9 protein-coding genes and 1 pseudogene are annotated in these 13,518 nt (G+C 54.8%); 6 read left to right on the forward strand and 4 right to left on the reverse strand.

Going from position 1 to position 13,518, the window contains the following annotated elements:
* Positions 1-166: 166 nt before the first annotated feature.
* From lpdA to yacL, 5 genes and pseudogenes are all read left to right on the forward strand, one after another.
* Positions 167-1,591 carry a dihydrolipoyl dehydrogenase gene (lpdA, locus tag M8Q36_RS09895; RefSeq protein WP_025263731.1) on the forward strand — a complete coding sequence of 475 codons (1,425 nt, stop codon included), beginning with the start codon at positions 167-169 and terminating at the stop codon, positions 1,589-1,591.
* Between the two features lie 63 nt (positions 1,592-1,654).
* Positions 1,655-1,912, forward strand: a pseudogene (gene traT / locus M8Q36_RS09900) (complement resistance protein TraT); the annotation flags it as partial.
* 188 nt (positions 1,913-2,100) lie between these two features.
* Positions 2,101-3,534 carry a hypothetical protein gene (locus M8Q36_RS09905; protein WP_249880765.1) on the forward strand — a complete coding sequence of 478 codons (1,434 nt, stop codon included), beginning with the start codon at positions 2,101-2,103 and terminating at the stop codon, positions 3,532-3,534.
* A 272-nt stretch (positions 3,535-3,806) separates the two neighbouring features.
* Positions 3,807-6,404 (forward strand): bifunctional aconitate hydratase 2/2-methylisocitrate dehydratase, encoded by a 2,598-nt coding sequence (gene acnB, locus M8Q36_RS09910; protein ID WP_020456573.1) that lies wholly within the window; start codon positions 3,807-3,809, stop codon positions 6,402-6,404.
* 197 nt (positions 6,405-6,601) lie between these two features.
* Entirely contained in the window at positions 6,602-6,964 is a 363-nt protein-coding gene (gene yacL / locus M8Q36_RS09915; RefSeq protein WP_020456574.1) for a protein YacL, read from the forward strand.
* Between the two features lie 29 nt (positions 6,965-6,993).
* On the opposite strand, the gene speD is transcribed toward yacL, so the two are convergent.
* The 3 genes from speD to M8Q36_RS09930 all read right to left on the reverse strand — a co-directional run bounded on the left by speD (position 6,994) and on the right by M8Q36_RS09930 (position 9,103).
* Positions 6,994-7,788 (reverse strand): adenosylmethionine decarboxylase, encoded by a 795-nt coding sequence (speD, locus tag M8Q36_RS09920; protein WP_020456575.1) that lies wholly within the window; start codon positions 7,786-7,788, stop codon positions 6,994-6,996.
* Positions 7,789-7,808: 20 nt separating this feature from the next.
* Positions 7,809-8,669, reverse strand: coding sequence for a polyamine aminopropyltransferase (speE, locus tag M8Q36_RS09925; protein ID WP_249880766.1), 861 nt, complete (start codon positions 8,667-8,669; stop codon positions 7,809-7,811).
* A gap of 86 nt (positions 8,670-8,755) precedes the next feature.
* Positions 8,756-9,103, reverse strand: a complete 348-nt coding sequence (locus M8Q36_RS09930; RefSeq protein WP_020456577.1) for a YacC family pilotin-like protein — start codon at positions 9,101-9,103, stop codon at positions 8,756-8,758.
* Positions 9,104-9,247: 144 nt separating this feature from the next.
* Here M8Q36_RS09930 and cueO point away from each other — a divergent pair, with 144 nt between their 5' ends.
* Positions 9,248-10,888 carry a multicopper oxidase CueO gene (gene cueO, locus M8Q36_RS09935; RefSeq protein WP_249880767.1) on the forward strand — a complete coding sequence of 547 codons (1,641 nt, stop codon included), beginning with the start codon at positions 9,248-9,250 and terminating at the stop codon, positions 10,886-10,888.
* A 112-nt stretch (positions 10,889-11,000) separates the two neighbouring features.
* Here cueO and M8Q36_RS09940 read toward each other — a convergent pair whose 3' ends face one another.
* Positions 11,001-13,391 (reverse strand): glucose/quinate/shikimate family membrane-bound PQQ-dependent dehydrogenase, encoded by a 2,391-nt coding sequence (locus tag M8Q36_RS09940; RefSeq protein ID WP_249880768.1) that lies wholly within the window; start codon positions 13,389-13,391, stop codon positions 11,001-11,003.
* Between the last annotated feature and the right edge of the window lie 127 nt (positions 13,392-13,518).

Here is a 13,518-nt window from a genome sequence, read left to right on the forward strand (position 1 = left end):
ATCTCATAAGGCTGTTGGGGTTATCAGGGGCAAAAGGACAAATCGTTTGCCGTTTGTTGTTTCAAAATTGTTAACAATTTTGTAAACTGCGGGCGGATAGAACGTCCCGGTGGATGAAGGGCGACATGAAGTACCCCTGACCGCCGGAAATCAATAAGAGGTCATGATGAGTACTGAAATCAAAACTCAGGTCGTGGTACTTGGGGCAGGCCCGGCAGGTTACTCTGCTGCCTTCCGTTGCGCTGATTTAGGTCTGGAAACCGTCATCGTTGAACGTTACAACACTCTCGGCGGTGTTTGTCTGAACGTGGGTTGTATCCCTTCTAAAGCGCTGCTGCACGTTGCAAAAGTTATCGAAGAAGCCAAAGCGCTGGCTGAACACGGTATCGTCTTCGGCGAGCCGAAAACCGATATCGACAAGATTCGTACCTGGAAAGAGAAAGTTATCACTCAGCTGACCGGCGGTCTGGCGGGTATGGCCAAAGGCCGTAAAGTGAAAGTGGTTAACGGTCTGGGTAAATTCACCGGGGCGAACACCCTGGAAGTGGAAGGCGAAAACGGCAAAACCGTGATCAACTTCGACAACGCTATCATCGCGGCGGGTTCCCGTCCGATCCAGTTGCCGTTCATTCCACATGAAGATCCGCGCGTATGGGATTCTACCGACGCCCTGGAACTGAAATCTGTACCAAAACGCCTGCTGGTTATGGGGGGCGGTATCATCGGTCTGGAAATGGGTACTGTATACCATGCGCTGGGTTCAGAAATTGACGTGGTTGAAATGTTCGATCAGGTTATCCCGGCCGCAGACAAAGACATCGTTAAAGTCTTCACCAAACGCATCGGTAAGAAATTCAACCTGATGCTGGAAACCAAAGTGACCGCCGTTGAAGCGAAAGAAGACGGCATTTACGTTTCCATGGAAGGCAAAAAAGCCCCTGCTGAAGCGCAGCGTTATGACGCCGTGCTGGTGGCTATCGGCCGTGTGCCGAACGGTAAAAACCTCGACGCTGGCAAAGCAGGCGTGGAAGTGGACGACCGTGGCTTTATCCGTGTTGATAAACAGCTGCGCACCAACGTGCCGCACATCTTCGCTATCGGCGATATCGTCGGTCAGCCGATGCTGGCGCACAAAGGCGTGCATGAAGGCCACGTGGCCGCTGAAGTTATCGCCGGTAAGAAACACTACTTCGATCCGAAAGTTATCCCGTCTATCGCCTACACCGAGCCGGAAGTTGCGTGGGTGGGTCTGACCGAGAAAGAAGCGAAAGAGAAAGGCATCAGCTACGAAACCGCCACCTTCCCGTGGGCTGCTTCCGGCCGTGCTATCGCTTCTGACTGCGCTGACGGTATGACCAAACTGATTTTCGACAAAGAGACGCACCGTGTTATCGGTGGCGCGATTGTCGGCACCAACGGCGGCGAGCTGCTGGGTGAAATCGGTCTGGCTATCGAAATGGGCTGCGATGCGGAAGATATCGCGCTGACCATTCACGCGCACCCGACACTGCATGAATCCGTCGGTCTGGCGGCTGAAGTGTTCGAAGGTAGCATTACCGACCTGCCGAACCCGAAAGCGAAGAAAAAGTAAGTTTCGCCAGTTTACGATAAGGCAGCCTGCGGGCTGCTTTTTTTTGCCTCTTTTCCCGTTGACTGGAGCCAGGCCAGCATGCTGAAAGTCGACAAAATGGATCTGCGTGAAACCCAGGGATACCGGAAAAGTGGTTACGAAGGTGCCGCGCTGCGTCAGGGCACTTCCGGTATCAAACTGCAAACCAGCACCGAAGAAGGCAACCGCGCGAAATACCAGACGCGTGTTGTGTCTAACGCGAACAAAGTGAACCTGAAATTCGAAGAAGCCAAACCGGCTCTCGAAGCGCAGCTGGCGAAATCTGTCGCTAACATTATGTAAGCCGCCTTTGCATTCAATATGATGAATGCATGGGTAGCCTGAAATAGGCGAGTCAGATAACTGACTCGCCTATTTTTATTGCGTTTCGTGATGAATTCAGGGTTTTCATCCGCAAAGTATAAAGATTGTGCAAAAACTGCCGATGGTAGATGACTACCAGTATCGGTGAGAGAGGGAGTTTCATCGTCATGATCCGCGGACTTAGTTTTGCCTTACAGCTGCCTTCTGTGACGCGCGTGAACGCGACAACACAGGTTGGCGCTGCTGCACGTGCCGCCAGCAGTAATAATGCCGTCGCCAACAATAACACCTCGGCGAAAGTGATGTTCGGTAGCCAGACTTCAGAGATTTCGGCGGTTTATAGCCTGTCACCGAAAAAAATGAGCACCAATGTTGCACAGCAGTCCAACCCCATTATTGAGGGGCTGATGCAATCGGCCCTGGGCGGTGCTTCGGTTTCCTCGATGGCTGGCCTTGGCAGTGCGCTGCTTGACAACCTTAAAGAGAACCGTGGCGATTTCACCCAGGCACTGACCGGGGTGAGCGCTGAATTGGGTGCCAGCGCCGGTGCGAACAAATCAGCGGTGACGCTCAGTATCGCCACCAAATCCGGCTCGACTGTTCACCTGACGATGACCCAGCAGGACAACGGCATCGCGGTTGAGGTGAAAACGGAGGGCGACGCGTTAAATGATGATGATGCGACGGCAGTGGCGAACCTCGGCAACGCGTTAAGCAAAGCGCTCAGCGGCTTGGGGCAACAACCGCCAAAACTCGATATCGCCGGTTTAACCAATTTTGATAGCAATCGCTTGAAATCCGTCGATCTGAAAACCGATATCCGCAATGGCGATGATTCGCTGCAGTCGCTTAATTTCCATGCCGATGACAAAGCGCGCTCCGTTGCCTACCAGGATGGCGACTATTCGCTGAAGATGAGCAGCGATATGTCCAAACCTGCGCTCTCCGGCAGCTACGGCCAACAGCAGCTGGCGCTGAAGGCGTATGACGATAAATTCGATAAAGCGCGTATTGCCGGAAATGGCGATCGTGGTCAGATGGAAGCGATGAAATCTGTATTCCGCGCGCTGAACACCACTCGCGATGCGGAAAGCGCCAACGTCACCACAGGCCAAAACCTCACCCTTGATACGAGTGGCGTTTCGCAATTAAGCGGGCTGAATGATTTTTCGCTGTCGCTGGTGCAAACCGAGAAATCACCTAATCCGCTGCATGAAGAAGAGAAAGATCGCTTCGCTTACACCGCCTCGCAGTCTTCCGAAGAGCAGACCCGCGATGACGGCTCAAAAACCGTGAAGCAGACGGCACGCAGCCATCTGAGCGCCGCCTGGCATGAGGCTATCGACCCGTCGATTCCGCTGGCGCTGAACAAAATGAAGTCGTCGCAAAACTACTTCTACCATCTGGTGGAAAACGATGAAGAGAACACCACCACGCTCAACTATAACGGTCGCGGGCAACTGGCAAGCGTCGGTCATAACGAGCAGGTGAACAACCGCTCAACGGTGCAAAAATACGTGCTGGGTAAGCTGGTGGATCAAACCGTCACCCCGGAAAAGTATTCCAACAGCAATGTGCGTTCGTTGTTAGGTTCGGCGTAACAGCTATGTAACCAAACGGCCCTGCGGGGCCGTTTTTCATTCCAGTGGGCGAGGATTCTCTGTCGTTAAAACCTTCTCCCGCCTGCTTTATTCCGTCCTTAACGATTCAGCAAGTATTTAATGTTGCTTTTTTGTAAACAGATTAACACCCCCTGAAAATCCTGCTATGCTGCCCGACGCGGTTCGCGGATTTACCCTACAAACTGCTGTCTCACAGGAGCGTGAAGAGAAACGCCTGCCGCATTATGACAATGAGAGCGAGGAGAACCGTCGTGCTAGAAGAATACCGTAAGCACGTAGCTGAACGTGCCGCTGAGGGGATTGCGCCAAAACCATTAGATGCAACCCAAATGGCAGGGCTTGTCGAGCTGCTGAAGAACCCGCCTGCTGGCGAAGAAGAATTTCTGATTGACCTGCTGGCTAACCGTGTCCCACCGGGCGTTGATGAAGCTGCCTATGTAAAAGCGGGTTTCCTTGCCGCTATCGCCAAAGGCGATGCCACCTCCCCACTGGTTACCCCTGAAAAAGCGATCGAACTGCTGGGCACCATGCAGGGCGGCTATAACATTCATCCGCTGATTGACGCGCTGGACAACGAAAAGCTCGCGCCGATCGCCGCCAAAGCCCTGTCCCACACGCTGCTGATGTTCGATAACTTCTACGATGTGGAAGAGAAAGCGAAAGCGGGCAACGTGTACGCCAAACAGGTGATGCAGTCCTGGGCCGATGCCGAATGGTTCCTGAGCCGCCCGGCGCTGGCTGAGAAAATCACCGTTACCGTGTTCAAAGTCACGGGTGAAACCAACACTGATGACCTTTCCCCGGCACCGGATGCCTGGTCACGCCCGGATATCCCGCTGCACGCGCTGGCGATGCTGAAAAACGCCCGTGAAGGCATTGAGCCGGATCAGCCAGGTAGCGTTGGCCCGATCAAGCAAATTGAAGCATTGGCGAAAAAGGGCTTCCCGCTGGCCTATGTGGGCGACGTTGTGGGCACCGGTTCTTCGCGTAAATCCGCCACCAACTCGGTGCTGTGGTTTATGGGCGACGACATTCCGTTTGTGCCGAACAAACGCGGCGGCGGCCTGGTGCTCGGCGGCAAAATCGCGCCAATTTTCTTTAACACCATGGAAGATGCCGGCGCGCTGCCGATCGAAGTGGATGTTAACAGCCTGAACATGGGCGACGTGATTGACGTTTACCCGTTCAAAGGCGAAGTCCGTAATCACGAAACCGGCGAACTGCTGGCGAGCTTTGAGCTGAAAACCGAAGTGCTGATTGACGAAGTGCGCGCCGGTGGCCGTATTCCGCTGATTATCGGTCGTGGCTTGACCACCAAAGCGCGTGAAGCGCTGGGCCTGCCGCACAGCGACGTTTTCCGTCAGGCGAAAGACGTGGCGGAAAGCAACCGTGGTTATTCGCTGGCGCAAAAAATGGTTGGCCGTGCCTGCGGTGTGGCCGGTGTCCGCCCTGGCGCTTACTGCGAACCGAAAATGACTTCTGTGGGTTCTCAGGATACCACCGGGCCGATGACGCGTGATGAGCTGAAAGACCTGGCGTGCCTGGGCTTCTCTTCTGACCTGGTGATGCAATCCTTCTGTCACACGGCGGCGTATCCGAAGCCGGTTGACGTGACCACACACCACACGCTGCCGGACTTCATTATGAATCGTGGCGGTGTTTCGCTGCGTCCGGGCGACGGCGTTATCCACTCGTGGCTGAACCGTATGCTGCTGCCGGATACCGTCGGTACCGGTGGCGATTCGCATACCCGTTTCCCGATTGGTATCTCCTTCCCGGCGGGTTCAGGTCTGGTGGCGTTTGCCGCTGCGACCGGCGTGATGCCGCTGGATATGCCGGAATCAGTGCTGGTGCGCTTTAAAGGCAAAATGCAGCCGGGTATTACGCTGCGCGATCTGGTGCATGCGATCCCGCTGTACGCGATCAAACAGGGTCTGCTGACCGTTGAGAAGAAAGGTAAGAAAAACATCTTCTCCGGCCGCATTCTGGAGATCGAAGGTCTGCCGGATCTGAAAGTCGAGCAGGCGTTTGAGCTGACCGATGCTTCTGCTGAGCGTTCCGCTGCTGGTTGTACCATTAAGCTGAACAAAGAGCCGATTATTGAGTATCTGAACTCCAACATCGTGCTGCTGAAGTGGATGATTGCCGAAGGCTACGGCGACCGCCGTACGCTGGAGCGCCGCATCCAGGGCATGGAGAAATGGCTGGCCGATCCGCAACTGCTGGAAGCGGATGCCGACGCGGAATACGCGGCGGTGATCGAGATCGATCTGGCGGAAATCAAAGAGCCGATTCTCTGTGCACCGAACGATCCGGACGATGCGCGTCTGCTCTCTGACGTTCAGGGCGCAAGCATCGACGAAGTGTTCATCGGTTCCTGCATGACCAACATCGGTCACTTCCGCGCTGCTGGTAAACTGCTGGACAGCCATAAAGGCCAGTTGCCGACCCGCTTGTGGGTAGCGCCGCCGACCCGTATGGACGCCGCGCAGTTAACCGAAGAGGGTTACTACAGCGTGTTTGGTAAGAGCGGGGCGCGTATTGAGATCCCGGGTTGTTCCCTGTGCATGGGTAACCAGGCGCGTGTCGCAGACGGCGCGACGGTGGTGTCCACCTCAACTCGTAACTTCCCGAACCGTTTAGGTACCGGTGCGAACGTCTACCTGGCTTCTGCGGAGCTGGCGGCGGTTTCGGCGCTGATCGGTAAACTGCCAACGCCGGAAGAGTATCTCAACTTTATGGCGCAGGTGGATAAAACCGCTGTCGATACTTACCGTTACCTCAACTTTGACCAGTTGAACCAGTACACCGAAAAAGCGGACGGCGTGATTTTCCAGACTGCCGTCTGATAACGAAGGCCACCCTGCGGGGTGGCTTTTTTTTGCCCGCCTGTTGTTATTCCCGTCGCTAAAACGCCCGCCGCGCTTATTTTCTCCACGCCTGAGTGGTTATTTTTCCTCGCTTCCGGCCGCTGCGCTTTTTTTCTTGTATTGTGCTGCGATAATTACAGCATAGGCGGCTATCTGGCCTGCATGAGGAAGCGAATATGGATTACGAATTTTTGCGTGATATCACCGGAGTGGTAAAGGTGCGCATGTCGATGGGCCACGAAGTGGTGGGGCACTGGTTCAATGAAGAAGTGAAAGAGAACCTGGCGCTACTCGATGAAGTGGAGCAGGCGGCGAAAACGGTGAAAGGCAGCGAACGTACCTGGCAACGCGCGGGCCATGAATACACGCTGTGGCTGGATGGCGAAGAGGTGATGATCCGCGCGAACCAGCTGGAATTTTCCGGCGATGAAATGGAAGAGGGAATGAGTTACTACGACGAAGAGAGCCTGTCGCTGTGTGGCGTTGAGGATTTTCTTCAGGTGGTGGCGGCTTACCGGCAGTTCCTCCAGCAGCGTTAATCAGGGCGCGTCCTTGCGCCCCTGGTGCGTTACACGGCCGGAATATTGCGGCCGTAGTAGATCTCGCGCATCTCTTTCCACAGCGCTTCGGTGATCTCTTTACGTTCTTGCGGCGTCAAATCTTCCGGTCTGGTATGAAACATGTAGTGCTTAAGGTCGAACTCTTTAAGCAACATCTTGGTATGGAAGATATTTTCCTGATACACGTTGACGTCCACCATGTCATACAGCGATTTCATATCATCCGACATAAAGTTCTGAATCGAATTAATCTCATGATCGATAAAGTGTTTCATACCGTTGATATCGCGGGTAAAGCCGCGCACGCGATAATCGACGGTGACGATATCGGATTCGAGCTGGTGGATCAGGTAATTCAGCGCTTTTAGCGGTGAAATCACACCGCAGGTTGAGACTTCAATATCCGCGCGGAAGGTGCACAAACCACCTTCCGGATGGCTTTCCGGATAGGTGTGTACGCAGATATGGCTTTTATCCAGATGCGCGACGACCGCTTCCGGCAGCGGGCCCGGGTGCTCGGTTTTGTCGATAAGCTGCGGGTCGACAGGCTCTTCACTTACCAAAATGGTTACGCTCGCGCCCTGCGGCTCGTAATCCTGGCGGGCAATGTTCAAAATATTCGCGCCAATGATGTTACAGGTTTCCGTGAGGATCTCCGTCAAACGGTTGGCGTTGTAAAGTTCATCGATATAGGCAATATAGCCATCACGCTCTTCTGCGGTTTTGGCGTAGCAAATGTCGTAGATACAAAAACTCAGGCTTTTGGTCAGGTTGTTAAAGCCATGTAGTTTAAGCTTTTTCAATTTTTATCACCCCCTTAGTGTTACTGTGCAGCCAGTGCATCATGTAAATATTGCGGCAGGGCAAAGGCTGCCGTATGAATCGCCGGGTTGTAGTAGCGGCAGGTGAGATTGGCGTTGCGGAAACGAGCGGCAATAATCTCGGTGGAGAGATGGCGCAGTGCCTCGTTATCCGTGGCCCAGGCGAACGTCATAATGCCGCCGTAATAGGTTGGCACCGCCGCCTGATAGAAGCCGACATCGCTGAAATAGTGGCCGAGCTTGCGGTAGCTGTCGACCGCCTCATCTTGCTGTAAGAAGCTGACGCCGTTCTGCGCGACGAAGATCCCGCCAGGGGTCAGGCAGCGTTTGCAGCCTTCATAAAACGCAGAGGTAAACAAGCTCTCGCCTGGCCCGATAGGATCGGTACAGTCCGAGATAATCACGTCAAACGTCTGGTCAGTGTGAGTAACAAAATTCACGCCGTCGTCGATCACCAGCGTAAAACGCGGATCATCATAGGCGCCTGCATTGTGCTTTGGCAGATACTGGCGGCAGAAAGAGACGACGCCAGCGTCGATTTCTACCATGGTGATGGTTTCAATATTTTTATGGCGGGTGACTTCGCGCAGCATCGCGCCGTCGCCGCCGCCAATGATCAGCACGTGTTTCGCGTGGCCGTGTGCCAGCAGCGGAACATGGGTCATCATTTCGTGATAGATAAATTCGTCACGTTCGGTGGTTTGCACCACGCCATCCAGCGCCATAACGCGGCCAAAAGCGGCGTTCTCGAAAATAATCAGATCCTGATGATCGGTCTTTTCGTGATACAGCACCTTATCAACGGCAAAGTATTGACCAAAATGGTCGTGCAGCGTCTCTTGCCATACGTTGTTATCGGCCATCGGTAGCTCCTCTGTTAACACCCGCTAAAAACGGGCGCAACATCATAGCTAACTCTGATTAGCGATGCACGGTCAAAAGTTCACCGTTATTTGACGTAGGCAAGCAGGCTCAGGGAGTCGCGGGCGAGGGCTTTACATTTTTTCGCGGTCGGAATGCCAATACCGCTGAGATCGCGGTAACTCTCTTCACCAAGCGATTTCATGTCCCACGTGTCGTAGTTGCTGAGATCCCACTGGTTTTGCTGGGCGAAAAAAACCAGTGCGCGGCGGATCTGCCCATTCGGTAAGTTGTTATAACCGCAGTCGTTTTTCAAAAATACAAACACTGCCGTGAGATCGGCCATGTCTTCAGCTTCGGATTCACTCAGTGCATAACTGTTGGCGGAGACAGCCAGCAAGCTGCCCAGGACAATTGTTCTGAAAAACGTCTTCATTATTTCTACCACGGCGTAACGGAATTTAAACGTTAGCACAGTCCGGATATGGCGACGATATTTATTATTGCCTCTTTTCTTGACCTTCCGGCAGGGGGAGGGTTTAAGCTCAAAAGATGACCTGCAATCGATAAGGAAATGCCCATGCAACGCCGAGATTTCTTGAAATATTCCGCTGCGCTGGGGGTGATGAGCGCGCTGCCGTTATGGAGCCGTTCGCTGTTCGCCGCTGAGCGCCCCGCATTGCCTGTACCACCGTTACTTGTCGCCGACGCGCAAAACCGTATTGCGTTAACGGTGCAGGCAGGTGAAACCCTGTTTGGCAATAAACGCGCCACTACCTGGGGATACAACGGTGCGCTGTTAGGCCCGACGCTTCAGCTCCGTCAGGGGCGTGAGGTCACCGTTGAGATCCGCAATACGCTGGCCGAAGAGACCACCGTGCACTGGCATGGCGTTGAGGTGCCGGGCGAGGTCGATGGCGGGCCGCAAGGCATTATTAAACCCGGTGGTAGCCGAACCGTGACCTTTACCCCGACACAGCAGGCGGCGACATGTTGGTTCCATCCGCATCAACACGGCAAAACCGGTCGACAAGTTGCGATGGGGTTAGCAGGGCTGGTGCTGATTGAGGATGAAAACAGCCGTAAATTGCGACTGCCGCAACAGTGGGGCATTGATGACGTACCGGTCATCGTGCAGGACAAAAAATTCGCCGCCAACGGCCAGATTGATTACCAACTGGATGTGATGAGCGCAGCCGTTGGCTGGTTTGGCGATACGCTGCTCACCAACGGTGCCATTTACCCGCAACATTCCGCCCCGCGCGGCTGGCTGCGCTTGCGATTGTTGAACGGCTGCAATGCGCGTTCACTGAAGTTTGCCACCAGCGATCAACGGCCGTTGTATGTGGTAGCAAGCGACGGCGGTTTGCTCAGTGAGCCGGTGAAAGTGAGCGAGCTACCGATGCTGATGGGCGAGCGCTTTGAAGTATTGGTTGATACCAGCAATGGTAAGCCGTTTGATCTGCTCACCTTACCGGTTCAGCAGATGGGAATGACCGTTGCGCCGTTTGACCAGCCGCAACCGGTGCTGCGCATCCAGCCATTACAGGTGACCGCTTCCGGCACGTTACCGGATACGCTGGCGACACTGCCGGGTTTACCCGCGCTTGAAGGATTAACGCAGCGCACCTTGCAACTGTCGATGGATCCGATGCTCGACATGATGGGTATGCAGGCGCTACAGCAGAAGTATGGCGATAGCGCGATGGCCGGGATGATGGGCCACGGGCAGATGGGGAATATGCAAATGGGTCATGGTCAGATGAACCATAGCCAGATGGGCAAGATGCAAATGGATAATGGTCAGATGGACCATAGCCAAATGGGTAACATGCAAATGGATAGCGGCCAGATGAACCATGGCGGCAATGGCTTTGATTTCCATAACGCCAACCGCATCAACGGCAAGGCCTTTGATATGGCGACACCACAATTTGCCGCGCGGAAAGGGCAATATGAGCGCTGGGTGATCTCCGGCGAGGGCGACATGATGTTGCACCCGTTCCATATTCACGGCACGCAGTTCCGCATTCTGTCGGAAAATGGCAAACCGCCAGCGGCGCATCGCGCAGGCTGGAAAGATACGGTTGAAGTGTATGGCGCGCGCAGCGCAGTGTTAGTGCGTTTCCAGCATGACGCGCCGAAAGAATTTGCCTATATGGCGCACTGCCATTTGCTGGAGCATGAAGATACCGGGATGATGTTAGGCTTTACGGTTTAGCGCTTCACTTTTCGCTTTCTCCGACGGCAGGTGGTCGCAGAAAAGAAAATCCCCTCATGCCAGATGGCAGAGGGGATTTTTTATAACGACTTCCGGTCAGGGATAAGAGAGATTACTTCGCGTCATCCGGTAGTGCATAAGCGACGATGTAATCGCCCATTTTGGTACCGAACGAACCGTGACCGCCTGCGGAAATGACCACGTACTGCTTGCCATTAACCTCATAAGTCATCGGTGTCGCCTGGCCACCAGCCGGCAAACGGCCCTGCCACAGTTTCTCACCGTTGCTCATGTTATAAGCGCGCAGGTAGTTATCTGCGGTCGCGGCGATAAACAGCACATTACCGGCGGTGGAAATTGGGCCGCCGAGCATCGGCATCCCCATATTGAACGGCACCGGAACCGGCATCGGGAACGGCATGCTGTCTTGCGGTGTACCAATACGTTTTTTCCATACCACCTGGTTGGTTTTCAGATCCAGTGCGGAAATGTAGCCCCAGGCCGGTTGTTTACAAGGCAGACCGAACGGCGAGAGGAACGGGTTCAGCGTCACGCCAAACGGCACGCCATACTGCGGCTGAATACCGGATTCCGAACCGGTACCTTTCGCATCTTTCGGCGGCTCCATCGGGTTGCCTGGACCGCGCGGGATCAGTTTTGACACAAACGGCAGCGCCATTGGGTTGGCAATCGCCACCTGACGGTTTGGATCAACGGAGATACCGCCCCATTCGAACATCCCCAGGTTACCCGGGAATACCAGCGTGCCCTGCTCAGATGGCGGCGTGAAGATACCTTCATAGCGCATCTGGTGGAACATCACGCGGCACACCAGTTGGTCGAACATGGTGGCGCCCCACATATCCGCGCCGCTCAGGTTTTTCGTCGGGCGGAAACTCAGCTCGGAGAAGGGCTGGGTTTTGGCTACGTAGTCGCCTTTTGCCGCGCCTTGCGGAACCGGTTTTTCCGGTGCCGGAACCACCAGCTTACCGTTGGTACGATCGAGGACGAAAATGTTACCGGTTTTCGCCGGCGCGTAAATAACCGGTACGGTTTTGCCGTTCACGGTAATGTCCGCCAGCGTCGGCTGGGATGGCATATCCATATCCCACAGATCGTGGTGTACGGTCTGATAGCTCCAGGCGAGCTTACCGGTGGTGGCGTTCAGCGCGACGATCGAGCTGGCGTAGCGCTCCTGCTCCGGTGTACGGTTGCCGCCCCAGATATCCGGGGTGGTCACGCCCATCGGCAGATAGACTAAATCCAGTTTCGCGTCATAGGCCGCAGGTGCCCACGAGTTCGGCGAGTTAAAGGTGAAGGTGTGTTCATCCGACGGGATCGCGTTCGGATCTTTCGCGCCCGGATCGAAGGCCCACAGCAATTTACCGGTGTTCACGTCGAAACCACGGATAACGCCAGAGGTTTCACGGGTGGAGAAGTTATCCGTTACCGAACCGGCAATCACGATAGTTTTATCGGTGATGATCGGCGGAGACGTCGGCTCATACAGACCCGGCGTGGTATCCGGCATATTGGTCTGCAGATTCAGGATCCCTTTGTTGGCAAAGGTTTCGCACAGCTTGCCGTTATCCGCATTCAGCGCAAACAGACGGCCATCGTTCACCGGCAGAATAATGCGGCGCGGGCAGTCAGCAACGACATCCGGGCTGGCGTTATCGGCGCGCGCTTCATGGTAAGAAACACCGCGGCAGGTGACGTGCTGGAACGAAGGATTGGTGTTCAGCTGCGGATCGAAGTGCCACTTCTCTTTACCGGTGGCGGCATCAATCGCAAACAAACGCTGGTGTGCGGTACACAGGAACAGCGTGTCGCCCACTTTGATTGGCGTCACTTCGTTGGTGATTTCACCGGGATCGTTTGGCATTTTCAGGTCGCCGGTGCGGAACACCCAGGCTTCCTTCAGGTTTTTCACGTTATCGGCATTGATCTGTTTCAGCGGCGAGTAACGCTGGCCTTCCTGGTTACGGCCATAGGCCGGCCAGTCGCCATCGGCCACCTGTGAAATCGGCGCTGCCGGTGTGGCATCGGCGCTCAGGGTGCCGTGAACTTCTTGCGGATCATTGAAACCCGCCCAGGTGAGAATGCCACCGCTAATTAACAGTGCCACCACCAGCGCGGCTACCGCACCGCTGGAAGGCACAATCAACCGCCGCCAGACGAACGGCAGAATCAGCCAGATGCCGAAGAAGACGAGGATATCGCTACGCGGCGTCAGCGCCCAGAAGTCGAAACCGACTTCCCACACGCCCCAAATCATGGTTGCCAGCAGCAGGGCGGCATACAGCCACAGCGCGGCGCGCTTCCCTTTCCACAACAGCCATGTCACGCCGAGCATGACCAGACCGGCGATGGGGTAGTACCAGGAACCGCCAATGCTGACGAGCCAGACCCCACCGATTAAAAGATACAGCCCGCAGAAGGCTGCAAAGAGCGTCGTCAGCGTGACAAGCAGCCGCGACTGTTGAGTTTTTGTTTCCGCCATAAAACACATCCGTTGATTTGTTAATATTTTGATAGCAAGTAATTATAGGAGTTAACAAGTGTGACCGTCATCACAAAATGAGCTTTGTCGCGGAATAACACGTAACAATCTTTTTGCTGGTATACTG

This window comes from Kosakonia sp. R1.Fl (genome assembly GCF_023516815.1).
In the GTDB taxonomy this organism is placed as follows: Bacteria; Pseudomonadota; Gammaproteobacteria; order Enterobacterales; family Enterobacteriaceae; genus Kosakonia.

Bases quoted from the DNA above. Each gene is read 5' to 3' on its own strand.
- M8Q36_RS09905 (WP_249880765.1), top strand. From the start codon at position 2,101: ATGATCCGCGGACTTAGTTTTGCCTTACAGCTGCCTTCTGTGACGCGC.
- speE (WP_249880766.1), bottom strand. From the start codon at position 8,669: ATGGCCGATAACAACGTATGGCAAGAGACGCTGCACGACCATTTTGGT.
- M8Q36_RS09940 (WP_249880768.1), bottom strand. From the start codon at position 13,391: ATGGCGGAAACAAAAACTCAACAGTCGCGGCTGCTTGTCACGCTGACG.
- M8Q36_RS09930 (WP_020456577.1), bottom strand. From the start codon at position 9,103: ATGAAGACGTTTTTCAGAACAATTGTCCTGGGCAGCTTGCTGGCTGTC.
- lpdA (WP_025263731.1), top strand. From the start codon at position 167: ATGAGTACTGAAATCAAAACTCAGGTCGTGGTACTTGGGGCAGGCCCG.
- cueO (WP_249880767.1), top strand. From the start codon at position 9,248: ATGCAACGCCGAGATTTCTTGAAATATTCCGCTGCGCTGGGGGTGATG.
- yacL (WP_020456574.1), top strand. From the start codon at position 6,602: ATGGATTACGAATTTTTGCGTGATATCACCGGAGTGGTAAAGGTGCGC.